Here is a 22,369-nt window from a genome sequence, read left to right on the forward strand (position 1 = left end):
AAGCCCCCGCAGTTCGTGGTGTTCTCCTGGGACGGCGCGGGCGAGGACAGCCAGAAGCTGTTCTCGCACTTCCGTAAGGTCTCCAAGGAGAACCACGCGACCATGACGTACTTCCTCAGCGGCGTCTACATGCTGCCCGAGGAGAAGAAGGACCTCTACCGCCCGCCGCAGCACTCGCCCGGCAGCTCCGAGATCGGCTTCAACGACGAACAGGGCATCACCGACACCGTCAGGCAGCTACGGCTGGCCTGGCTGGAGGGCAACGAGATCGGCACCCACTTCAACGGCCACTTCTGTGGCCCCGACGGCGGTGTCGGCGAGTGGTCGGTGGCCGAGTGGAAGAGCGAGATCGCCCAGGCCAAGCAGTTCGTGAAGACCTGGAAGACCAACACCGGGATGAAGAACGCCGCGCCGCTGCCCTTCGACTACGAGAAGGAGCTCATCGGCGCCCGCACCCCCTGCCTGGAGGGACAGAAGAACTTCGTGAAGGCGGCGAGCCAGTTGGGCTTCCGCTACGACACCAGTGGCGTCAACGACCAGGTGTGGCCCAAGAAGAGGGAGGGGCTGTGGGACCTGTCCATGCAGCTCGTCCCCTTCCCCGGCCACACCTACGAGCAGCTGACCATGGACTACAACTTCATGGTCAACCAGTCCGGCACCCGGACCCAGGGCGACCCCGACAAGTTCGACTACTGGGGCGACCAGATGCGTGACGGGCTGCTCCAGGGCTTCAACCGGGCCTACGACGGCAACCGCGCGCCGCTCGTCATCGGCAACCACTTCGAGTCCTGGAACGGCGGCACGTACATGCGCGCCATCGACGACGTCGTCCAGAAGGTCTGCAACAAGCCCGACGTGCGCTGTGTCTCCTTCCATCAGCTGGCCGACTGGCTGGACGCCCAGGACCCGCGGGTCCTGGCCCGGCTGCGGAGCCTGAACGTGGGCGAGGCCCCGCGGCAGGGCTGGGCGTCCTTCATGTCCGGTGGTCCCGCCCCGGCGCCGAAGGGGGTGCCCGGGGCGCCGGCGGTCAGGCAGTAGCCGCCACTTCCTCGCCGAGCACGAAGCCGGGGTCGATCTGCGCGGCCAGGTCGGCCCCGGTGCGGTCGTTGCCCCAGGACAGGGCGTTCTTCAGGTGGAAATGGGCCATCTGCCGGGTGTAACGCTCCCAGTCCCGCAGCTGGTGCGTCGCGTCGGCGGCGACCTTGAGGCTGCGCAGGGCGCGGGAGTTGGCGTCCTCCAGGAGCTCGAACCGGGGCGGCCGGCCCTTCTCCATGGCCCGCACCCAGTCCGAGTGCCCGACCGTGACCAGCAGGTCGTCCCCCACCTCCGCGCGGAGGAAGTCGATGTCGTCCTGCCCCTGGACCTTGTTGCCGACGACCTTCAGCACGACGCCGAAGTCCCGGGCGTACTCCTTGTACTGGCGGTAGACGGAGACTCCCTTCCGGGTCGGTTCGGCGACGAGGAACGTGATGTCGAAGCGGGTGAACATGCCGGAGGCGAAGGAGTCCGAACCCGCCGTCATGTCGACCACGACGTACTCGTCGGGGCCGTCGACGAGGTGGTTCAGGAACAGCTCCACCGCGCCCGTCTTGGAGTGGTAGCAGGAGACTCCGAGGTCAGCGTCCGTGAAAGGCCCGGTGACCATCAAACGGACGGCGCCGCCGTCGAGTTCCACCGGTCGCGCGCAGGCGTCGTACACCGGGTTGGGCTCCCGCACCCGGACCAGCCGCGAGCCCTCGCCGGGCGGGGTGGTCTTGATCATCGTCGCGGCGGAGGCGATACGCGGGTTGTTGCCCCGCAGGTAGTCCTTGATCAGGGACAGCCGCTCGCCCATCGCGGGCAGTGCCGCCGACTCCGACTCGTCGAGGCCGAGCGCGGGACCGAGGTGCTGGTTGATGTCGGCGTCGATGGCGACGACCGGCGCGCCGGCCGCCGCGAGATGCCGGATGAAAAGGGAGGAGAGCGTGGTCTTGCCGCTGCCGCCCTTCCCGACGAAAGCAATTTTCATGTTCACGAAGCGTAGTCGTCCGATAGCTGTATGTGTCAGATGGAGTGAAGAAGACCACTCCTTCGTGGAGCCCGCGGTGCTGGTGCGTAGGGTCGTACTCATGAGTACGACAGGTGCGACCGCCGATCCGCTCGCGGCCCTGGGCGCGCTGCCCGGGGTGGCCGAGTCCGTGGAGTCCGTGCGCAAGGCCGTGGACCGGGTCTACGGGCACCGGGTCATGCGGCGCCGCAGCAACGCCGTCACCTCCGAGGCCGCGTTGCGCGGCGCCCGGGGCAGTGCCGCGCTCTCCGGCGCCGACTGGGCGCTGGAGGAGGTGCGGCGGCGGTCCGACTTCGGCGCCGACGACGAGGCCCGCGTGGTCGGCGCGGCCCTGCGGCTGACCGCGGAGGCCGGCCAGCTGCTCTCCATCTGGCGGCAGTCGCCGCTGCGGGTGCTGGCCCGGCTGCATCTGGTGGCGGCGGCGACCGACGACGCCGAGGTGGGCAGGCCGCGGCAGGCCGGCGAGCGGGTCGACGAGCCGCTGGTCGAGCTGCCGTTGCCGGACGCCGGTGAGGTGGCGGGGCGCCTGGAGGGTCTCTCCCGACTGATCATCGCGGGGACGGAGGCCCCCGCGCTGGTGACGTCCGCGGTGGTGCACGGCGAACTGCTCGCGCTGCGCCCCTTCACGACGGGCAACGGACTGGTCGCGCGTGCGGCCGAACGGATCGTGCTGGTCGGCAGCGGTCTCGATCCCAAGGCGATCTGTCCCGCCGAGGTCGGCCACGCCGAGCTGGGCAGGGCCTCCTATCTGGCGGCCCTGGACGGCTACGTCTCCGGCACCCCGGAGGGCGTGGCGGCCTGGATCGCCCACTGTGGGCGCGCGGTCGAACTGGGGGTGCGGGAGTCGACGGCGGTCTGCGAGGCGCTGCAACGCGGCGCGGCGTAGGGCCCGCGGAGGCCCCGGAAAAGGGTTGCGGCGGTACGAGAACTCGTACCGCCGCTGGCATGTTCACCGGGTTACCAAGCGTCCTCGATGTGTCGCCCATCAGGTCGGGTGCTTTGCCCGTCACCTGGTGCGGCTGGCCCGTAATCGACGGGTCGACGTCGCGTGGGTGCTCGGTGTCCATGCTGGGTCCGTGGGGCCAAATGCGTATTAAAGGTGATCCTCTCGGATGTCCTTTGGTCTCGCGGGCCGCTAACCCCTTTGTACTGCAAGCCCGGAGCAAGCGGAAGTCCTGCCTACAGTTCTTTACTTTTACGTTCAAAGGCACCTGAAAAGGGCGCCGATCGGCCGAACGGGTGAATGTGGAGGCGGGGTCGGCGTCAGACGACCGTGCTCCGGCGCCGGCTCGCGTACCAGACCAGTCCCGCGGTGGCGGCCGCCGCGCCTATGGCGGCCGCGGCGACCAGGGCCGGACGCGGAGGCGCGGAGATCCGCTGCTTGAGCCGTACCGGGCGGTGGAAGTCCAGGATCGGCCAGCCCTGTGCCAGGGCCTCGCGGCGCAGCGCGCGGTCCGGGTTCACGGCGTGCGGGTGTCCGACGGTCCGGAGCATCGGCACGTCGGTCGCCGAGTCGCTGTACGCGTAGCAGCGCGCCAGGTCGTACCCCTCGGAGGCGGCCAGCTCGCGCACGGCCTCCGCCTTCGTCGGGCCGTACGCGTAGTACTCCACCTCGCCCGTGAAGCAGCCGTCGTCGCCGACGACCATGCGGGTGGCCACCACCCGGTCCGCGCCGAGGAGCTCGCCGATCGGCTCGACGACCTCGGCGCCCGACGTGGACACGATGACGACGTCCCGGCCGGCCCGGTGGTGCTCCTCGATGAGGGAGGCGGCCTCGTCGTAGATGATCGGGTCGATGAGGTCGTGCAGGGTCTCGGCGACGATCTCCTTGACCTGTTGGACATTCCAGCCGCGGACGAGACCGGACAGGTACGCGCGGGTTCGCTCCATCTGGTCGTGGTCCATACCGCCGACGAGGAACACGAACTGGGAGTACGCGTTGCGCAGCGCGGCCCTGCGGTTGATCAGACCGCCTTGGTAGAAGGACTTGCTGAAGGTGAGCGTGCTCGACTTCGCAATGACCGTCTTGTCCAGGTCAAAGAAGGCCGCTGTGCGGGGCAAGGAGTGGTTTTCCACGCCCCTGAGCATAGGCGCCCACCATTCGGCGTAAGGTGGGGCGCGTGGGTTTGCCTGAGAGGGCTCTCGGGTACACCATGGAAGTCACGGATCGTTCGCGACCGTGCTAACCCGGTCCGGCTCCTCCCCCCCCCGAGTCGGCCGTGGAGACGACCCCCACTCTCCCCCCCGGTGGGGGTCGTCGCATGTCCGGGTGGGTTTCTCCTCTCTCTCATGGGCCGCGAGGCCTTGGTCGGGCGGCTTCGGCCGCTCTTTTCGTGTGCCCATGATCCGTCACGCTGGGTAGTCGTGGCGCTGCGCTGTGGATGTCGTACACAGCCCAGAACGGGGCTCACCGGTATGGGTGATGCCGATATTCACAAGCCCCTGGTTGTCCACAGTTTTGGACCAAGATCCACACGATTTCCGGGTTCGCTGCACCGTGATTCCAGTGCGCTCCGGCGGCGGCGAGTTCATGGCCGGTTCCGATTGCCGGGCGCCAATGGCCGGTTTCTACCGGCCGTGCATATGGAGGCCGCTTGCCGGTTCTTCACACGTTTGGGAATCGCGGGGCCGCAGGGGCCACGCGCCAGAACTCAGCCAAGGGGGAAGCTCACGTGGCCGGAACTGTCACCCAGGAACCGCCGTCCGCCGACTCGGGACGCCCCGGACGTCCCATGATCGTCACGGAGGACGCCGAACTCCTCGACGACCTGTTGCGCCTGTGCGCCGCGGCCGGTGCCAAACCAGAGGTCCACCACGGCCCACCGGAACGCGGCGGCGGCTGGGAGTCCGCCCCGCTCGTCCTGGTCGGCGACGACGCCGCGGGGCGGGTGCGCGGGGCCGTGCGCAGGCGTGGAGTGGTGCTGGTCGGACACGATCAGGACGACCCCGACGTGTGGAAACGGGCCGTCCAGATCGGTGCCGACCATGTCCTGATGCTCCCCGACGGCGAGCAGTGGCTCGTGGACCGGATCGCCGACGTCGTCGAAGGGGTGGGCCGCCCGGCCCTCACCGTCGGGGTGATCGGCGGCCGGGGCGGCTCCGGTGCCTCCACGCTCGCCTGCGCGCTCGCCGTCACCTCCGCGCGGGAGGGGCTGCGCACCCTCCTGGTGGACGCGGATCCGCTGGGTGGCGGAATCGACGTACTCCTCGGCGGGGAGACGGCCGAGGGGCTGCGCTGGCCCGCCTTCGCCGCCTCGCGCGGCCGGCTCGGCAGCGGCGCCCTGGAGGAGTCGCTGCCCGAACTGCACTCGCTGCGGATCCTCAGCTGGGACCGCGGCGACTGCGTGGCGATCCCGCCGCCCGCCGTCCGCGCGGTGCTCGCGGCCGCACGGCGGCGCGGCGGCACGGTCGTCGTCGACCTGCCCCGCCGTCTGGACGACGAGATCGCCGAAGTCCTCACCCAGCTCGACCTGGCTCTCCTGGTGGTCCCCGCCGAACTCCGGGCGATCGCGGCCGCCGGACGGGTGGCGGCCACCGTCGGCATGGTCGTCCGCGACCTCAGGGTGGCCGTACGGGGGCCGTACGCGCCGGGACTGGACGACCGGGAGGTGGCCCGGCTGCTCGGCCTGCCGCTGGCCGGCGAGGTCCCCGTCGAACCGGGCCTGTCCCGCCCGCACCGGAAACCGCCGGGCTCGGCCGCACGCGGACCGCTGGCCCGCTTCTGCAAGGACTTCTGGGAGCGGACCCTGGTCGAGGCGGGCGGCGCATGAGGGCCGGCCCCGTGGTCGGGAACGTCCCGGCACCGCCGGACGGCGACGGCTCGGCCCTGCTGGACGGGGTACGGCGCTGGCTGGCCGAGAGCGGCGCCGAACCGACCCCCGCGCGCGTGGCGCAGGCGCTGCGCGCGCAGGGCCGGGTGCTCGGTGACGCGGAGGTCCTCGGAGCGGCCGAACGGCTCCGCTCCGAACTGGTCGGCAGCGGCCCCCTGGAGCCCCTGCTCGCCGACCCCGCGGTCACCGACGTCCTGGTCACCGCCCCCGACCGGGTGTGGGTGGACCGTGGCGGCGGCCTCGAACTCACCCGGGTCGCCTTCCCGGACGCGTCGGCGGTACGGCGCCTCGCGCAGCGGCTGGCCGCGGTGGCCGGGCGACGCCTGGACGACGCCCGGCCGTGGGCGGACGCCCGGCTGCCCGACGGCACCCGTCTGCACGCGGTCCTGCCTCCGGTGGCGATCGGCTGCACCTGCCTGTCCCTTCGGGTGGTACGGCCCCGGGCGTTCACGCTCGGCGAACTGGTCGCGGCGGGCACCGTTCCGCCCGGCGGCGACCGGATCCTGCGAGCCCTCCTGGCGGCCCGGCTGTCCTTCCTGGTCAGCGGCGGCACCGGCACCGGGAAGACGACCCTGCTCAGTGCCCTGCTCGGGCTGGTCGGCCCGGGGGAGCGGATCGTGCTCGCCGAGGACTCCGCGGAGCTGAGGCCCGAACACCCCCATGTCGTACGGCTGGAGACCAGACCCGCCAACCAGGAGGGCGCGGGCCTGGTCACCCTGGAGGACCTGGTCCGGCAGGCCCTGCGGATGCGGCCCGACCGGCTCGTGGTCGGCGAGGTGCGCGGCCCCGAGGTGGTGCACCTGCTCGCCGCGCTCAACACCGGCCACGAGGGCGGCTGCGGCACCGTGCACGCCAACGCGGCGGCCGACGTACCGGCCCGCCTGGAGGCGCTCGGTACGGCCGCGGGCCTCGACCGGGCCGCCCTGCACAGCCAGTTGGCGGCCGCCCTGTCGGTGGTGCTGCACCTCGTGCGGGACCGCGCGGGCCGACGGCGGATCAACGAGGTGCACGTGCTGGAGCGGGACTCGGCGGGCCTGGTGCGCACGGTACCGGCACTGCGCTGGGGCGCGGAGGCCTTCGCGCGCGAACGGGGGTGGGAGCGGCTGCGGGATCTGCTTCGAAGTGACGCGGGTGACGTGTGAGCCGGCGGGGGGCTGAGCTGGCCGCCCTGTCCGATGTGACGTGAGTGATCCGGGATTTGAAAGGGGAGTTCGTGATGGGTGAGACGACGGTGGGTGCGGCCGTGGTGTGCGGCGGAGTCATGGCCTGGCTGCTGGCCGAGCGGCAGCGCGGGGTACGGCGGGCGCGGCTGCTGTTCGCCGGCGGCGGGGTGGTGGCCACCGGACCCCCCTCCTGGGAGCGCGCGGTCGGGGAACTGCGGCGGCTGCACGGCCGTTGGCGGAGTGAGTGGTGGGCTCTCGCCGCCGGGCTGGCGCTCGCCTTCCTGGCCGGCTCGCCCGTTCCGGTCCTCATGGGGGCCGCCGGGATCCCGGCGCTGCGCCGGCTGCGGCTGGCCCGCCAGACGCGACGCGCCCGGGAGGCACGCGCCGACGCGGTGATCGCGCTGTGCGGGGCGCTCGCCGGAGAGGTGCGCGCGGGACGGCAGCCCGGGGAGGCGCTGCCACGGGCCGCGCGGGACTCCGGGGGACTCGGCGATGCCCAGGGGGCCGTGGTCGCGGCCGCCCGCTTCGGTGGGGACGTGCCCGGGACGCTCGCGGTGGCGGCCCGGCAGCCCGGCGCCGAGGGGCTGTTGGGGCTCGCGGCCTGCTGGCGGGTGGCGGTCGACCAGGGAGCGGGACTGGCCGCCGGACTCGACCGGCTGGACGCGGCCCTGCGCGCCGAACGGGACCAGCGGGCCGACCTGCGCGCCCAGTTGTCGGGCGCCCGGGCCACCGCCCTGATGCTGGCGGCCCTGCCCCTCCTCGGCCTGCTGCTGGGCTCGGCGATGGGTGCCGACCCGCTGCGTGTGCTGCTGCACACCGGGGCCGGGCTGGGCTGCCTGGTGGCCGGTACGGCGTTCGAGGGCGCCGGGATGTGGTGGGCGGCCCGGATCGTACGGGGAGCTGAGGCGCCATGAGCGCGGAAGTTGTCCACAGGCTGGGGGTGACGGTCGCGGTGCTGCTGGCCCTGGGCTGGTCGGCGTGGCGGACGGCGCGGGCGAGGCGCGGGCGTCGGACCCGGCGCCGGATGGCCGCACTGCTGGCCCTCGGGGCGCCGGTGAAGCACTTCGACGCCGGCGGCGCGGTCCGCGGGTGGCTGCCGGTCGTCGGTGTGGTGTGCGGCGGCTGGGTGCTGATCGGCGGGATCACCGGGGCGTTGCTGGGGCTGGGTGCCGCCGTGGGGCTGTGGCGGTGGCGGCGCCGGGAGGGCGACGGTGACCGGGCGGCGCGGGCGGAGGCGGCCGAGGCCGCTCGCCAACTCCCGCTCGCCTCCGATCTCCTGGCCGCCTGCATCGCGGCCGGCGCCGGTCCGGTGGCCGCCGCCCAGGCCGTCGGTGAGGCTCTCGGCGGACCTGTGGGCGAAGGGCTCGCGCGAGGGGCGGCTGAGGTGCGGCTCGGTGGCGAACCGGCCGACGCCTGGCGGAGGTTGGCGGCGTTGCCGGGGGCCGCCGGTCTGGCCCGGCTGTTGGAGCGCGCGGACGAGTCCGGGCTGCCGGCGGCCGTCCCCGTGGCCCGGCTCGCCTCGGACGCCCGCGCGGAGTGGGCGCGGGGCGCTACCACGCGGGCGCGACGGGCGGCGGTGCTGATCTCCGCTCCGGTGGGGCTGTGCTTCCTGCCCGCGTTCATCGCCATCGGGGTCCTGCCCGTGGTGATCGGGCTGGCGGGCGGGGTGCTGCGAGGGGGTGGTGGCTGAGAGGGACGACAGCAGGCCGTCAACAGCAATGGATCTCAGAGAAGTCGAGGGAGTCGAGTATGTACAGGAAAATGTGGAATCTGTTGCGCCGGGACGAGGGCATGGTCACGTCCGAGTACGCGATGGGGATCATCGCCGCCGTCGGGTTCGCGGCGGTTCTCTACGCGGTCGTGACGAGCGGGGAGGTCAGTGCGGAGCTCCAGGACATCGTGAAACGGGCCCTCAGTGCGCGGGTGTGAGCGGCGGCGAGACGCGGACCGGGGGTTCGTGACGGCGGAGGCGGCCGTGGTGCTGCCGGTGCTGGTGGCGTTCACGATGGCGCTGGTGTGGGGGCTGCTCGTGGTGGCCGCCCAGATCCAGTGCGTGGACGCCGCCCGCACCGGGGCGCGGGCCGCCGCGCGGCAGGACGCCGAGGACGCGGTGGTCGCGGTGACGAAGGAGGCGGCGCCGGACGGGGCGGCGGTGACGATCGGCCGGGAGGGCGACGAGGTCCGGGTGACGGTGGTGGCGAGGCCGCCGCTGCTGGGGGCGCTGTCGCTCGAGGTGCGGGAGTCGGCGGTGGCGTTGGCGGAGGGGCCGTGAGGGGGCGTGCGGTGTTCGTTCGGCTGCGGGCCGGTGGGGGCTGGTCGCGCCGTTCCTCGCGTCCCTTCGGGGCACGGTGCAACGGGGCGCGCGATCAGGGCTCGGCCACTGTCTGGAGCGTCGGCGCTGTCGCCGTGTTGTGCGTGGTGTTCGGGGCGGTGCTGGGGCTGGGGCACGCCGTGGTTGTCCGGCACCGCGCGGCCGGTGGTGCCGACATGGCCGCGCTCGCGGCGGCGGACCACTGGGCCCGGGGGACTGCGGCGGCCTGCGCCCGGGCCGACCGGGTGGCGCGGGCACAGGGTGCGCGGCTGACGCGGTGCGTGATCGTCGGGGACGTCTCGGATGTCTCGGCGGTCTCGGGCGGAGGGCCGTTCGCGGCAGAGGTTCGAGCCAGAGCCGGCCCCGCTGCGACTCGCCCCTGAAGGCTGGGGGGGGAGGAAACGCGCGACCTGCCCCCGTCGGCCCGCACCGCCCCAACGGCCTAATCCGGCGCCCCCTTCAGCAGCACCGTGAGGAGTCGCACCGCCCCCCGCTTGTGCAGCGGCTCGTTCCCGTTGCCGCACTTGGGGGACTGGATGCAGGAGGGGCACCCGGCGTCGCACTCGCAGGCGGCGATCGCCTCACGGGTGGCCGTGAGCCACGTGCGGGCCGTGTGGAAGGCGCGCTCCGCGAAGCCCGCGCCGCCCGGATGGCCGTCGTAGACGAAGACCGTCGGCAGGAGTGTGTCGGGGTGCAGCGGGATCGACACGCCGCCGATGTCCCAGCGGTCGCAGGTCGCGAAGAGCGGGAGCAGGCCGATGGAGGCGTGTTCGGCGGCGTGCAGGGCGCCGCCGAGGATCTCCGGGCTGATCCGGGCCTCGTCGAGCTGGTCCTCGGTGACGGTCCACCACACCGCGCGGGTGCGCAGCGTACGAGGAGGGAGGTCGAGTTTCGTCTCGCCCAGGACCTCGCCGGTGATGAGCCGGCGGCGCAGGAAGGAGACCACCTGGTTGGTGACCTCGACGGAGCCGTAGCAGAGGCGGCCGTCGCCCCAGGGGATTTCGACGTCGGTCTCCAGGACCGAGATGGCCGTGGTGTCGCGGGCGACCGTGGAGTACGGCGGCTCGGCCTGTTCGACCAGGGCCACCGAGTCCTCCAGGTCCAGGGACCGCACGAGATAGGTGCGGCCCTGGTGGAGGTGGACCGCGCCCTCGTGGACGGTGGAGTGCGCGGCGCCCGCGTCGACCGTGCCGAGCAGGCGTCCGGTGCCCTCCTCGACGATCTGCACCGGACGGCCGCCCTCGCCGCGGATGTCGGTCAGGTCGGCGGCCCGCTCCCGCCGGGTCCAGTGCCAGGCCCTGGTGCGGCGGCGCAGCAGCTTCGCGGCCTCCAGCTGCGGCAGCAGTTCCTCGCAGGCGGGGCCGAAGAGCTCCAGGTCGTCGTCGGTGAGCGGGATCTCGGCCGCGGCGGCGCACAGGTGCGGGGCGAGGACGTACGGGTTGTCGGGGTCGAGGACCGTCGATTCGACCGGTTGGTCGAACAGGGCCTCGGGATGATGGACGAGGAACGTGTCCAGCGGGTCGTCGCGTGCGACCAGCACCGCGAGGGCGCCCTGACCGGCGCGGCCGGCGCGGCCCGCCTGCTGCCACACAGAGGCCCTGGTACCCGGGTACCCGGCGATCAGTACGGCGTCGAGTCCGGAGACGTCCACGCCCAGCTCCAGGGCCGTCGTGGCGGCAAGCCCGAGCAGCTCCCCGGAGTGCAGCGCGCGTTCCAGGGCGCGCCGCTCCTCGGGGAGGTAGCCGCCGCGGTAGGCCGCGACACGCCGGGCGAGGGAACGGTCCACCTCGGCCAGCCGTTCCTGGGTGATGACGGCGATCAGCTCCGCGCCGCGTCTGGAGCGCACGAAGGCGACCGAGCGCACGCCCTGCACGGCGAGGTCGGTCAGCAGGTCGGCGGTCTCCGCGGTGGCGGTACGGCGGACCGGGGCGCCCTTCTCGCCGTGCAGCTCGGTCAGCGGCGGCTCCCACAGGGCGAAGACCAGTTCGCCGCGCGGGGAGGCGTCGTCGGCGATCTCCACGACCGGCAGGCCGGTCAGGCGGCGGGCGGCGACGGCCGGCTCGGCGGCGGTGGCGGAGGCCAGCAGGAAGACGGGGGAGGCGCCGTAGCGGGCGCACAGGCGGCGCAGCCTGCGCAGCACCTGGGCGACGTGCGAGCCGAAGACGCCCCGGTAGGTGTGGCACTCGTCGATGACGACGTACTTCAGCGACTTCAGGAAGGAGGCCCAGCGCGGGTGCCCCGGGAGTATCCCGCGGTGCAGCATGTCCGGGTTGGTGAGCACGTAGTTGGCGTACTGGCGCACCCATTCGCGTTCCTCGTACGGCGTGTCGCCGTCGTACACGGCTGGGCGCACGGCGTTGCCCAGCGGTTGTGAAAGTTCCTTCACGGATCGGCACTGATCCGCCGCGAGTGCTTTGGTGGGCGCCAGGTAGAGGGCGGTGGCACCCCGGCCGTTCGGGGCCTCGGAGCCCTCCAGGAGCGTGGACAGGACGGGCACGAGGTACGCCAGGGACTTGCCGGAGGCGGTGCCGGTGGCGACCACCACCGAGTCGCCGTCCAGGGCGTGCTCGGCGGCCAGTGCCTGGTGCTCCCAGGGATGCTCGATGCCGCACGCCCGTACGGCCGCGATCACTTCCGAGCGAATCCGGTCAGGCCAGACGGCATGCCGACCCGCGCGCGGGGGCAAGTGCTCCGTATGAGTGATGCGCGAAGCCCGGCTCGGCCCGGAGGCGAGCCGGTCCAGGACCGTGCCCGGAGCGAACCCGGACACGGCCGGAACCGGCGGTCGATCGGATCGGTGATTTATGGCCATCGGGACCGAGTGTGTCACCGGCGTGACGGACAATGGGGCCAAGGCGTCGTGCACGCCTGCCGGTAAGTGATTGAATGCCATCGCGGCTGGCGAACGTCCCAGGGGCCGCAAGCCGAGGTGTCCCAAGGGGCGACCGCTCGATAGCAAGGTGCTGGAGGATCCGTGGACCTGTCCCTGTCGACCCGTACCGTCGGCGATCGTACGGTCGTCGAGGTCGGTGGCGAAATCGACGTATATACCGCGCCCAAGTTGCGCGAGCAGCTGGTCGAGCTGGTGAACGACGGGAATTTCCACCTCGTCGTCGACATGGAGGGCGTGGACTTCCTCGACTCCACCGGGCTCGGCGTGCTGGTCGGCGGCCTGAAGCGGGTGCGTGCCCATGAGGGTTCGCTGCGCCTGGTGTGCAACCAGGAGCGCATTTTGAAGATCTTCCGCATCACCGGTCTCACCAAGGTGTTCCCGATCCACACCTCGGTCGAGGAAGCGGTGGCGGCCACCGACTGACCCGGACCGGCCGACGCGTCCCGGACCGCCCATCGGTCCGTGGCGTCCGGCCGGTCTCCGGCACGGGCCTGTGCGCTTCGCGCGTGTGTGATCCGTGCCACCCCAGCCCGCTCGGGCCCGTGTGCCTGTGCCGGCAGCCGTTCACGGGTCGTGGTGCCCGTGGCGGTCGCAATTCATCGGGGGGTCCGGGCACTCGGCGGCCCGGCCTCCCATCGCACGCCCGTAGTTCCGAGGGGGACGTATGGCCACCGTTGAACTCCGCTTCAGCGCGCTGCCCGAGCACGTCCGCACCGCCCGACTGGTGGCGGCGGCGGTGGCGCGCAGGGCCGGAGTGGACGAGGCCGTCCTGGACGAGGTCCGGCTGGCCGTGGGTGAGGCCTGCTCCCGGGCCGTAGGTCTGCACCAGGGCGCCGGCATCACCGAGCCGGTGCGGGTCGCGCTGATCGAGGACGAGAAGCAGTTCTCCATCGAGGTCGGCGACGACGCCCCCCGTTCCACTCCCGGTGACGGGGCATCCGGTGCCTCGGCGGAGGCGGACGTGGAAGCCGAGGAGGACGAGATGGGCCTCGCGGTCATCAGCGGCCTCGTCGACGACGTGGAGGTCACCGCCGGGGAGTACGGCGGCCTGATCCGTATGACCTGGCCGACCGTCCCACCCGGGGTCGGGCTCACCTGAGAGTCACCCGACCGAAGACAGAAGGGCCCTGCGAGCAGGGCCCTTCTTCTTATTTTCCGTCGGATGTCATCCGGTCGCCGAATTCGTGAAATCATTCACGATCAATGCCCGGAAGATCGCCCGATAATTCGATCAAGCGTCGATTGCTCCACTGGTGATCGTCAATGCTTTTAGGGCGTTACCACTTTCGGGTTCGGTGGCATGACCTCGATCATTTGCTGAAGAGCACGAGAAGGCCAATTCCGTTTACCGTCCCCTGTTTAGATCACTCCGGGGTACCTAGAATCCGTCCACATCTTGAGCTCAGCCCAAGCGTCAAGGAGGACGAATGGCGGGGCTTTCTACCCCTCATCAGTTGGGTCACCCCACAACCATCGCGGCCGCGGTCCTGACCGACGACAACCGGGTCCTGGTGGCGGTCATCGCCGCCGTGGCGCTGGCCGCGCTCGTGGTCGCCTGGATCCTGGTCCGTCAGGTACTCGCGGCCGGCGAGGGCACCGAGAGCATGAAGAAGATCGCGGCGGCGGTCCAGGAAGGCGCGAACGCCTATCTGGGCCGACAGTTGCGCACCCTCGGCGTATTCGCCGTCGTGGTGTTCTTCCTGCTCCTGCTGCTGCCCGCGGACGACTGGAATCAGCGCGCCGGCCGGTCGATCTTCTTCCTGATCGGCGCGGTCTTCTCGGCGACCACCGGTTATATCGGCATGTGGCTCGCCGTACGCAGCAATGTGCGGGTCGCCGCGGCGGCCCGCGAAGCCACTCCGGCGGCAGGCGAGCCGGAAAAGGATCTCACCGCCGTCTCGCACAAAGCCATGAAGATCGCTTTCCGCACGGGCGGCGTCGTCGGCATGTTCACGGTGGGGCTCGGCCTGCTCGGCGCCTCCTGTGTGGTGCTGGTGTACGCGGCCGACGCGCCGAAGGTGCTTGAGGGCTTCGGCCTCGGAGCAGCCCTCATCGCGATGTTCATGCGGGTCGGCGGCGGCATCTTCACCAAGGCCGCCGACGTCGGCGCCGACCTGGTCGGCAAGGTCGAACAGGGCATTCCGGAGGACGACCCGCGCAATGCCGCGACCATCGCCGACAACGTGGGCGACAACGTCGGCGACTGCGCGGGCATGGCGGCCGACCTCTTCGAGTCGTACGCCGTGACCCTGGTCGCCGCGCTGATCCTCGGCAAGGCGGCCTTCGGCGACTCCGGACTGGCCTTCCCGCTCCTGGTGCCGGCGATCGGTGTGCTCACCGCCATGGTCGGCATCTTCGCGGTCGCCCCGCGCCGCAGCGACCGCAGCGGCATGAGCGCGATCAACCGCGGCTTCTTCATCTCCGCGGTGATCTCGCTGGTGCTCGTCGCGGTCGCGGTCTTCGTCTACCTGCCGGGGAAGTACTCCGACCTGGACGGCATCAGTGACGCGGCCATCCGGGCCAAGGACGGCGACCCGCGGATCCTCGCGCTCGTCGCGGTCGCCATCGGCATCCTGCTGGCGGCCGTCATCCAGCAGCTGACCGGCTACTTCACCGAGACCAACCGGCGTCCCGTCATGGACATCGGCAAGACCTCGCTGACCGGCCCGGCCACCGTGGTCCTCGCCGGTATCTCGGTCGGCCTCGAATCGGCCGTCTACACCGCCCTGCTGATCGGCCTGAGCGTCTACGGCGCGTTCCTGCTGGGCGGTACGTCCATCATGCTCGCGCTGTTCGCGGTCGCGCTGGCCGGCACCGGCCTGCTCACCACGGTCGGCGTGATCGTCGCCATGGACACCTTCGGGCCGGTCTCCGACAACGCCCAGGGCATCGCCGAGATGTCGGGGGACGTCGAGGGCGCGGGCGCGCAGGTGCTCACCAACCTGGACGCCGTCGGCAACACCACGAAGGCCATCACCAAGGGCATCGCGATCGCCACCGCCGTCCTCGCGGCGTCGGCGCTCTTCGGGTCGTACCGGGACGCGATCACCACGAACGTGCAGGACGTGGGTGCGAAACTGACCGGTTCGGGCTCCCCGTTGACCCTGTCGATGGACATCTCGCAGCCCAACAACCTCGTCGGTCTCATCGCCGGCGCGGCGGTCGTCTTCCTCTTCTCCGGGCTCGCCATCAACGCCGTGTCGCGGTCGGCGGGTTCGGTGGTCTTCGAGGTGCGGCGGCAGTTCCGCGAGCACCCCGGGATCATGGACTACTCGGAGACGCCCGAGTACGGCAAGGTCGTCGACATCTGCACCAAGGACGCGTTGCGGGAGCTGGCCACGCCGGGACTGCTCGCCGTGATGGCGCCCATCTTCATCGGGTTCACGCTCGGCGTCGGGGCCCTCGGTTCGTACCTCGCGGGCGCGATCGGCGCGGGCACCCTGATGGCCGTCTTCCTGGCCAACTCCGGTGGTGCCTGGGACAACGCCAAGAAGCTCGTCGAGGACGGCCATCACGGCGGCAAGGGCAGTGAGGCCCACGCCGCCACGGTGATCGGCGACACGGTCGGCGACCCCTTCAAGGACACCGCGGGACCCGCGATCAACCCGCTGCTCAAGGTCATGAACCTGGTGTCGCTGCTCATCGCGCCCGCGGTGATCAAGTTCTCCTACGGCCACGACAAGAGCATCGGTGTCCGGATCCTGATCGCGGTCCTCTCGCTGCTCGTGATCGTCGGAGCGGTCTACGTCTCCAAGCGCCGCGGCATCGCCGTGGGTGACGAGGAGAACGCCGAACGGGTGGCCAAACCGGCCGATCCCGCGGTGGTCTCGTAGGCGGTCTTACGACGCCCACCGGGACCCTCCCGAGGAGTCCCGGCCAACGAGCGGGCGGACGGCGCGTGTTGACGCGCCGTCCGCCCGTTCCGTGTTCCCGCGCCCGCGCACGACTCCCGGCCTGAGCGCCCTGTGCCCGAATTGCGGGACAAGAGTGCTGTGTGCGTGGTTTCGTCGTGAGCCTTCTCTCCCCCGAGCAAAACATCGTAAAAGCGGACTAAAAGGTGCCGATCGTGAGGGTGGCGGCCGTCCGCCGTGTAGATTCCGGGGGCCGAGAGCCATGGAAGGGACCGATCCGGTGAACAAGAAGCTCGCGGCCGCACTGTCCGGCGGTGCGGTACTGGCAGGGGCGCTGTCCGGGTGCAGCAGCGGCGACAAGGGCCCCGACCCGAAGCTGATCGCCTGGGCCAAGACCGTGTGCGACGCGGTCCCGGCGCAGGACGCGAAGATCAAGGCGGCCAACGAGGCGATCGCGCAGACGGCCTCGAACACCACGAGTTCGCCCGCCACCATCCAGAAGACCGACTCCCAGGCCTTCCAGGACATGTCCGACGGCTACAAGGCGCTCGCCGCGGCCATCAGCGGCGCCGGGGCGCCGCCCGGGATCGACGACGGCGCCAAGCGCCAGCAGGACGTCGTCAAGAACCTCGACAGCCTCTCCGCGTCCTACGCCGGCCTGAAGAAGAAGGTCGACGCGCTGAACACCAAGGACCAGGCGAAGTTCGCCTCCGGGCTGCACGACGTCGCCGCACAGATGGCCGACCTGGAGACGCAGAACAAGAGCGGCACCCAGGCCCTGGAGGCGCTGGAGCAGGGCGAGGTCAAGGACGCGATCGCCGAACAGGCCAGCTGCAAGAAGGTCGCCACGACGTCGGGGGCCTCGGCCTCGGCCTCGGCCTCCTCGACCGCGGGCTGACGGCCCAGGAACTCCCGGACCCGCTCCCCTCGGCCCACCAGGGCCGCCCGGACCCGCTCCCGCCCCGGTCCGCCGTGGCCGCCCGGACCCGGTCCGCCACGGCCGCCCGGACCCGGTCCGCCGGGGGACCCTCGGTGCGGTGTCGCGGGCTGGTGGGTGCCGGGTCGGTCGGGGTGTGCTGAGGCCGCGTCCCTGGGCGGGGGCGGGCCACAATGGAGGGCGTGACTGACTCCGGCCTCGCCAACCTGCCCGCCTCCGACCGCCCCGACGTCGCCGCCCGGCTGCGCACCGCCCTGCTGGGCGCTTCCTTCACCGCCGACGGGCTCCTGGAACTGCTCGGCGCGCCCGCCTACGCGGCGCTGGCCCGCAGCGAGACGGTGCCCGCGCTCCGGGCCACCCGTGGGGACACGCCGCTGGAGACGCTGGTACGGCTGTTCCTGCTCCAGCAACCCGTGCCGCACGCGCGCGCCGCGGACTTCCTGCCCGCCGGAGACCTCCTGGAGGCCGGCTGGCTGACCCGTGCGGGCGGTGACGAGGTCGCCGCCACCGTGGACGTCCGGCCGTACGGCGGGCCCGACGGCGAGGACTGGTTCATCGTGTCCGACCTCGGCTGCGCGGTCGGCGGAGCCGGCGGCATCGGACAGCGGAACGAAGAGGTCGTGCTGGGGGTGGGCGGAGCCTCCACGACGCTGGCCGGCATCACCGTCCGGGCGCCCGTCTCCGCCGCCCTCGACCTCGGCACCGGCTCCGGGATCCAGGCGCTGCACGCCGCCCGGCACGCCACGCGCGTGACGGCGACCGACCTCAACCCGCGCGCGCTGCACATCACGGCACTCACGCTGGCGCTGTCCGGCGCCCCCGCGGCCGACCTCCGCGAGGGCTCGCTGTTCGAACCCGTCCGGGACGGGGAGACGTACGACCTCATCGTGTCCAACCCGCCGTTCGTGATCTCGCCCGGAGCCCGCCTGACGTACCGGGACGGCGGGATGAGCGGGGACGATCTGTGCCGCTCGCTCGTTCAACAGGCCGGGGAGCGGCTGACCGAGGGCGGGTTCGCGCAGTTCCTCGCCAACTGGCAGCACGTCGCGGGGGAGGACTGGCAGGACAGGGTCAGGTCGTGGGTGCCGCGCGGCTGCGACGCGTGGATCGTGCAGCGCGAGGTGCAGGACGTCAACCAGTACGCCGAGCTGTGGCTCAGGGACTCCGGCGACCACCGCGGGGACCCGGCGGAGTACCAGGCGCGGTACGACGCGTGGCTCGACGAGTTCGAGGCGCGCAAGGTGAAGGGGGTGGGCTTCGGCTGGATCACGCTGCGGAAGACGGGCGCCGCTGTGCCTTCCGTCACCGTGGAGGAGTGGCCGCATTCGATCGAACAGCCGCTCGGCGACACGATCCGGGCCCACTTCGACCGGCTCGACTACCTCCGTGACCACGACGACGCAGATCTCCTCGAAGGGCACTTCAGGCTCGCCGTCGAGGTGGTCCAGGAGCAGGTCGGGCTGCCCGGCGCCGAGGACCCCGAGCACGTGGTGCTGCGCCAGCACCGCGGGATGCGCCGTGCGACCAAGGTGGACACGGTGGGCGCCGGGTTCGCAGGGGTGTGCGACGGCACCCTGAGCGCGGGGCGGATTCTCGACGCCATCGCGCAACTGATGGGTGAGGACCCGGTGTTGCTGCGAGACCGTACCCCCGCGCAGATCCGGCTTCTGGTAGAGCAGGGGTTCCTGGAGCCGGCCGGCTGACGGCGGGCTCCGCGTACGGTCCGGCGTGCTCCGTGGCCGGCAGGACACGCCGGAAAATGAAAAAGGCCGGAAAAATGTGGCCGAACGATCACCGAATCGCCGCTCGATCGAATGTTCGAATAAGGTGCGGATCCTCGTTCACCTGGATTTCTCCCGCCGGCCGCCCGCTCGCCGTCCCCGCGTGCAAGTCTCCGCAAGCTGGGCAGTCGCGGACGGCAGGGAAGGGGCGCACGGGCCATGGAGAGCGGACCGGCGATCTTCGCAGGGGCGGTGTTCGCCCTGTTCGGAGGCGCGTTGCTGGTGTGGACCGGCGCCCGGGTCCGACGCGGTGAACCCGTCGCCCAGGGGGTGGGCCAGGTCACCTCGGCGGCCCTCGCGGGCCTCGCCGCGGTGGCGTCGCTGGCTCTCGGGGCGTACTGCCTGACCCGTCTGTGAGGGCCGCGCGCGGGTAAGGGGAGCGGGCCGCTCCGGGCTGGGGCGGGAGCGCGGCCGGGGACTCCGGGCGGCAGGAATGGCGGTAGTCGGGTTACCGTTCGAGTGGCCGTTGTGGGCTTTTCCCGTTTGACACGGGGGCGGGATGTACCGTCACACTCCGCAGCGTCACCAAGTGAGCGGACATCCGTGTCCGTGCCACGACCCCGGGACCAAGGCCTGGGGAGGCCCCAGCGTCGACCGGAGAGAAGAGCGAAGTTGTCCCCGACCAGCGAGACCGCACAGGGCGGCCGCCGACTCGTCATCGTCGAGTCGCCTGCCAAGGCGAAGACGATCAAGGGCTATCTGGGCCCCGGATACGTCGTCGAAGCGAGCGTCGGGCACATCCGTGACCTTCCCAACGGCGCCGCCGAGGTGCCCGAGCAGTACACCGGCGAGGTACGGCGCCTCGGCGTGGACGTCGAGCACGACTTCCAGCCCATCTATGTGATCAACGCCGACAAGAGGGCGCAGGTCAAGAAGCTCAAGGACCTGCTCAAGGAGTCCGACGAGCTCTTCCTCGCCACCGATGAGGACCGCGAGGGCGAGGCGATCGCCTGGCACCTCCAGGAGGTCCTCAAGCCGAAGATCCCCGTCAAGCGGATGGTCTTCCACGAGATCACCAAGGACGCGATCCGGGCCGCCGTCGCCAACCCGCGCCAGCTCAACCAGAAGCTCGTCGACGCCCAGGAGACCCGACGCATCCTCGACCGCCTCTACGGCTACGAGGTCTCGCCGGTCCTGTGGAAGAAGGTCATGCCGCGCCTGTCGGCCGGCCGTGTCCAGTCCGTCGCCACCCGGCTCGTGGTCGAGCGGGAACGCGAGCGGATCGCGTTCCGTTCCGCCGAGTACTGGGACCTGACGGGCACCTTCGCGACCGGCCGGGCGGGCGACCCCTCGGACCCGTCCTCGCTGGTCGCCCGCCTTCAGGCGGTCGACGGCCGGCGCGTCGCCCAGGGCCGTGACTTCGACTCGCTCGGACAGCTGAAGACCGCGAACACCCTCCACCTCGACGAGGCGAACGCCCGTGCGCTCGCCGCCGCCCTGGAGAACACCCGGTTCGCGGTCCGCTCGGTCGAGTCCAAGCCGTACCGCCGCTCGCCGTACGCCCCGTTCCGTACGACGACCCTCCAGCAGGAGGCCTCGCGCAAGCTCGGCTTCGGCGCGAAGGCCACCATGCAGGTGGCCCAGAAGCTGTACGAGAACGGCTACATCACGTACATGCGTACGGACTCCACGACGCTGAGCGACACGGCGATCGCTGCCGCCCGTGCCCAGGTCACGCAGCTGTACGGGGCCGACTACCTGCCCCCCGCCCCGCGGACGTACGCGGCGAAGGTCAAGAACGCGCAGGAGGCGCACGAGGCGATCCGCCCCTCGGGTGATCGTTTCCGCACGCCCGCCGAGACCGGTCTGACCGGCGACCAGTTCAAGCTCTACGAGCTGATCTGGAAGCGGACCGTCGCCTCCCAGATGAAGGACGCGACCGGGAACTCCGTCACCGTGAAGATCGCCGGCACCGCCGCCGACGGCCGGGACGTCGAGTTCAGCGCCTCCGGCAAGACGATCACCTTCCACGGCTTCCTCAAGGCCTACGTGGAGGGTGCCGACGACCCGAACGCCGAGCTGGACGACCGCGAGCGCCGGCTGCCCCAGGTCGCCGAGGGTGACGCGCTGTCCGCCGAGGAGATCACGGTCGACGGGCACGCCACCAAGCCCCCGGCCCGCTACACCGAGGCCTCGCTGGTCAAGGAGCTGGAAGAGCGCGAGATCGGCCGCCCGTCGACGTACGCGTCGATCATCGGCACCATCCTCGACCGGGGTTACGTGTTCAAGAAGGGGACGGCCCTGGTGCCCTCCTTCCTGAGCTTCGCCGTGGTCAACCTGCTGGAGAAGCACTTCGGCCGGCTCGTCGACTACGACTTCACCGCCCGCATGGAGGACGACCTCGACCGCATCGCCGCCGGTCAGGCGCAGGCCGTGCCGTGGCTCAAGCGCTTCTACTTCGGCGAGGGCACCGCCGTCGGTGGCGCGGCCGACGCCGGCAACGGCGACGGGGACCACCTCGGCGGCCTCAAGGAGCTGGTGACCGACCTGGGCGCGATCGACGCGCGCGAGGTGTCGTCGTTCCCGGTGGGCAACGGCATCGTGCTGCGGGTCGGCCGCTACGGGCCGTACATCGAGCGCGGCGAGAAGGACTCCGAGGGCCACCAGCGCGCGGACGTGCCGGAGGACCTGGCCCCCGACGAGCTCTCCGTCGAGCTCGCGGAGGAACTGCTCGCCAAGCCGAGCGGCGACTTCGAGCTGGGCGCCGACCCGGAGACGGGCCACCAGATCATCGCCCGGGACGGCCGCTACGGCCCGTACGTCACCGAGGTGCTCCCCGAGGGCACCCCGAAGACCGGCAAGAACGCGGTCAAGCCGCGTACCGCGTCGCTCTTCAAGACCATGTCCCTGGACACGGTCACCCTGGCGGACGCGCTGAAGCTGATGTCGCTGCCGCGGGTCGTCGGCGCCGACGCCGAGGGCCAGGAGATCACCGCGCAGAACGGGCGCTACGGGCCGTACCTGAAGAAGGGCACGGACTCGCGTTCGCTCACCTCCGAGGACCAGCTCTTCACGATCACCCTCGAAGAGGCGCTGGAGATCTACTCCCAGCCCAAGCAGCGCGGCCGGGCCGCCGCCAAGCCGCCGCTGAAGGAGCTGGGCACCGACCCGGTCAGCGAGAAGCCGGTCGTGGTGAAGGACGGCCGCTTCGGGCCGTACGTCACCGACGGGGAGACCAACGCGACCCTGCGCTCCGGCGACAGCGTCGAGACGATCACCCCGGAGCGCGGCTACGAGCTGCTCGCCGAGAAGCGGGCGAAGGCGCCCGCGAAGAAGACGGCGAAGAAGGCACCCGCGAAGAAGACGGCCGCCAAGAAGGCCGCACCCGCGAAGAAGACGGCCGCCAAGAAGGCCGCGCCGGCGAAGAAGACGGCGGCCAAGAAGACCGCGGCGAAGAAGACGACGACGGCCACGGCCGCGAAGAAGACGACCGCCGCGGCGAAGAAGGCGACGGCGTCCTCCCGGACGACGACCACGGAGGACTGACCCCGCCGACCCGAACCGCCCCACCGACCCGAACCACCTCACCGACCCGAACCGCCCCACCGACCCGAAC

General features: G+C 71.5%; 19 protein-coding genes. 16 read left to right on the top strand and 3 right to left on the bottom strand.

Features of this window, described 5'->3' with window-relative positions:
* The coding region (locus AAW13_RS24310; protein WP_071659673.1) for a polysaccharide deacetylase family protein at positions 1–1,038 on the top strand (1,038 nt) is incomplete at its 5' end.
* Here AAW13_RS24310 and AAW13_RS24315 read toward each other — a convergent pair.
* A complete protein-coding gene (locus AAW13_RS24315; protein ID WP_107483397.1) occupies positions 1,028–2,008 on the bottom strand; it encodes an ATP-binding protein in 981 nt (326 codons plus the stop codon). The genes AAW13_RS24310 and AAW13_RS24315 overlap by 11 nt on opposite strands.
* 100 nt (positions 2,009–2,108) lie before the next feature.
* On the opposite strand from AAW13_RS24315, the gene AAW13_RS24320 reads away from it, so the two are divergent.
* Entirely contained in the window at positions 2,109–2,933 is an 825-nt protein-coding gene (locus tag AAW13_RS24320) for a Fic family protein (protein ID WP_046733318.1), read from the top strand.
* Between the two features lie 377 nt (positions 2,934–3,310).
* On the opposite strand, the gene AAW13_RS24325 is transcribed toward AAW13_RS24320, so the two are convergent.
* The gene (locus tag AAW13_RS24325) at positions 3,311–4,135 is read right to left on the bottom strand and encodes an HAD family hydrolase (protein ID WP_071659674.1); all 825 of its coding nucleotides are present in this window, start codon (positions 4,133–4,135) and stop codon (positions 3,311–3,313) included.
* Between the two features lie 584 nt (positions 4,136–4,719).
* Here AAW13_RS24325 and ssd point away from each other — a divergent pair.
* From ssd to AAW13_RS24360, 7 genes are all read left to right on the top strand, one after another.
* Positions 4,720–5,817 carry a septum site-determining protein Ssd gene (gene ssd / locus AAW13_RS24330; RefSeq protein ID WP_046733320.1) on the top strand — a complete coding sequence of 366 codons (1,098 nt, stop codon included), beginning with the start codon at positions 4,720–4,722 and terminating at the stop codon, positions 5,815–5,817.
* Positions 5,814–7,019, top strand: coding sequence for a TadA family conjugal transfer-associated ATPase (locus AAW13_RS24335; RefSeq protein WP_046733321.1), 1,206 nt, complete (start codon positions 5,814–5,816; stop codon positions 7,017–7,019). Before ssd ends, AAW13_RS24335 begins: the two co-directional genes overlap by 4 nt.
* 74 nt (positions 7,020–7,093) lie before the next feature.
* A complete protein-coding gene (locus AAW13_RS24340) occupies positions 7,094–7,954 on the top strand; it encodes a type II secretion system F family protein (protein WP_206306271.1) in 861 nt (286 codons plus the stop codon).
* A complete protein-coding gene (locus AAW13_RS24345; protein WP_046733323.1) occupies positions 7,951–8,730 on the top strand; it encodes a type II secretion system F family protein in 780 nt (259 codons plus the stop codon). Before AAW13_RS24340 ends, AAW13_RS24345 begins: the two co-directional genes overlap by 4 nt.
* A gap of 59 nt (positions 8,731–8,789) precedes the next feature.
* Positions 8,790–8,969: a DUF4244 domain-containing protein gene (locus AAW13_RS24350; protein ID WP_046733324.1), complete on the top strand. Its 180-nt coding sequence runs from the start codon at positions 8,790–8,792 to the stop codon at positions 8,967–8,969.
* A gap of 28 nt (positions 8,970–8,997) precedes the next feature.
* On the top strand, positions 8,998–9,312 hold the full coding sequence (locus AAW13_RS24355) for a TadE family type IV pilus minor pilin (RefSeq protein WP_046733325.1): 315 nt from the start codon (positions 8,998–9,000) through the stop codon (positions 9,310–9,312).
* Between the two features lie 146 nt (positions 9,313–9,458).
* Positions 9,459–9,734, top strand: coding sequence for an Rv3654c family TadE-like protein (locus AAW13_RS24360; RefSeq protein WP_420855490.1), 276 nt, complete (start codon positions 9,459–9,461; stop codon positions 9,732–9,734).
* Positions 9,735–9,793: 59 nt separating this feature from the next.
* Here the strand turns inward: AAW13_RS24360 and AAW13_RS24365 are convergent, their stop codons facing one another.
* Positions 9,794–12,244 carry a DEAD/DEAH box helicase gene (locus AAW13_RS24365; RefSeq protein WP_079178942.1) on the bottom strand — a complete coding sequence of 817 codons (2,451 nt, stop codon included), beginning with the start codon at positions 12,242–12,244 and terminating at the stop codon, positions 9,794–9,796.
* Between the two features lie 81 nt (positions 12,245–12,325).
* Between AAW13_RS24365 and bldG the strand changes: the two genes are divergently transcribed.
* From bldG to topA, 7 genes are all read left to right on the top strand, one after another.
* Entirely contained in the window at positions 12,326–12,667 is a 342-nt protein-coding gene (gene bldG / locus AAW13_RS24370) for an anti-sigma factor antagonist BldG (RefSeq protein ID WP_010986038.1), read from the top strand.
* Between the two features lie 241 nt (positions 12,668–12,908).
* Complete coding sequence (locus AAW13_RS24375) at positions 12,909–13,343, top strand: ATP-binding protein (protein WP_046733327.1); 435 nt, start codon at positions 12,909–12,911, stop codon at positions 13,341–13,343.
* 328 nt (positions 13,344–13,671) lie between these two features.
* The gene (locus AAW13_RS24380) at positions 13,672–16,077 is read left to right on the top strand and encodes a sodium-translocating pyrophosphatase (protein ID WP_046733328.1); all 2,406 of its coding nucleotides are present in this window, start codon (positions 13,672–13,674) and stop codon (positions 16,075–16,077) included.
* 280 nt (positions 16,078–16,357) lie between these two features.
* Positions 16,358–16,993, top strand: a complete 636-nt coding sequence (locus AAW13_RS24385) for a small secreted protein (protein ID WP_071659676.1) — start codon at positions 16,358–16,360, stop codon at positions 16,991–16,993.
* Positions 16,994–17,205: 212 nt separating this feature from the next.
* Entirely contained in the window at positions 17,206–18,735 is a 1,530-nt protein-coding gene (locus AAW13_RS24390; RefSeq protein ID WP_240528716.1) for a DUF7059 domain-containing protein, read from the top strand.
* A gap of 237 nt (positions 18,736–18,972) precedes the next feature.
* Positions 18,973–19,170, top strand: a complete 198-nt coding sequence (locus tag AAW13_RS24395) for a hypothetical protein (protein WP_046733331.1) — start codon at positions 18,973–18,975, stop codon at positions 19,168–19,170.
* A gap of 255 nt (positions 19,171–19,425) precedes the next feature.
* The gene (gene topA, locus AAW13_RS24400) at positions 19,426–22,299 is read left to right on the top strand and encodes a type I DNA topoisomerase (RefSeq protein ID WP_046733332.1); all 2,874 of its coding nucleotides are present in this window, start codon (positions 19,426–19,428) and stop codon (positions 22,297–22,299) included.
* Positions 22,300–22,369 lie beyond the last annotated feature (70 nt).

The sequence above is a fragment of the Streptomyces humi genome (assembly GCF_001005085.2).
In the GTDB taxonomy this organism is placed as follows: Bacteria; Actinomycetota; Actinomycetes; order Streptomycetales; family Streptomycetaceae; genus Streptomyces; species Streptomyces humi.

Bases quoted from the DNA above. Each gene is read 5' to 3' on its own strand.
- AAW13_RS24315 (WP_107483397.1), bottom strand. From the start codon at position 2,008: ATGAAAATTGCTTTCGTCGGGAAGGGCGGCAGCGGCAAGACCACGCTC.
- AAW13_RS24320 (WP_046733318.1), top strand. From the start codon at position 2,109: ATGAGTACGACAGGTGCGACCGCCGATCCGCTCGCGGCCCTGGGCGCG.
- AAW13_RS24325 (WP_071659674.1), bottom strand. From the start codon at position 4,135: ATGCTCAGGGGCGTGGAAAACCACTCCTTGCCCCGCACAGCGGCCTTC.
- AAW13_RS24335 (WP_046733321.1), top strand. From the start codon at position 5,814: ATGAGGGCCGGCCCCGTGGTCGGGAACGTCCCGGCACCGCCGGACGGC.
- AAW13_RS24340 (WP_206306271.1), top strand. From the start codon at position 7,094: ATGGGTGAGACGACGGTGGGTGCGGCCGTGGTGTGCGGCGGAGTCATG.
- AAW13_RS24345 (WP_046733323.1), top strand. From the start codon at position 7,951: ATGAGCGCGGAAGTTGTCCACAGGCTGGGGGTGACGGTCGCGGTGCTG.
- AAW13_RS24350 (WP_046733324.1), top strand. From the start codon at position 8,790: ATGTACAGGAAAATGTGGAATCTGTTGCGCCGGGACGAGGGCATGGTC.
- AAW13_RS24365 (WP_079178942.1), bottom strand. From the start codon at position 12,244: ATGGCATTCAATCACTTACCGGCAGGCGTGCACGACGCCTTGGCCCCA.
- AAW13_RS24375 (WP_046733327.1), top strand. From the start codon at position 12,909: ATGGCCACCGTTGAACTCCGCTTCAGCGCGCTGCCCGAGCACGTCCGC.
- AAW13_RS24380 (WP_046733328.1), top strand. From the start codon at position 13,672: ATGGCGGGGCTTTCTACCCCTCATCAGTTGGGTCACCCCACAACCATC.
- AAW13_RS24385 (WP_071659676.1), top strand. From the start codon at position 16,358: ATGGAAGGGACCGATCCGGTGAACAAGAAGCTCGCGGCCGCACTGTCC.
- AAW13_RS24390 (WP_240528716.1), top strand. From the start codon at position 17,206: ATGGAGGGCGTGACTGACTCCGGCCTCGCCAACCTGCCCGCCTCCGAC.
- AAW13_RS24395 (WP_046733331.1), top strand. From the start codon at position 18,973: ATGGAGAGCGGACCGGCGATCTTCGCAGGGGCGGTGTTCGCCCTGTTC.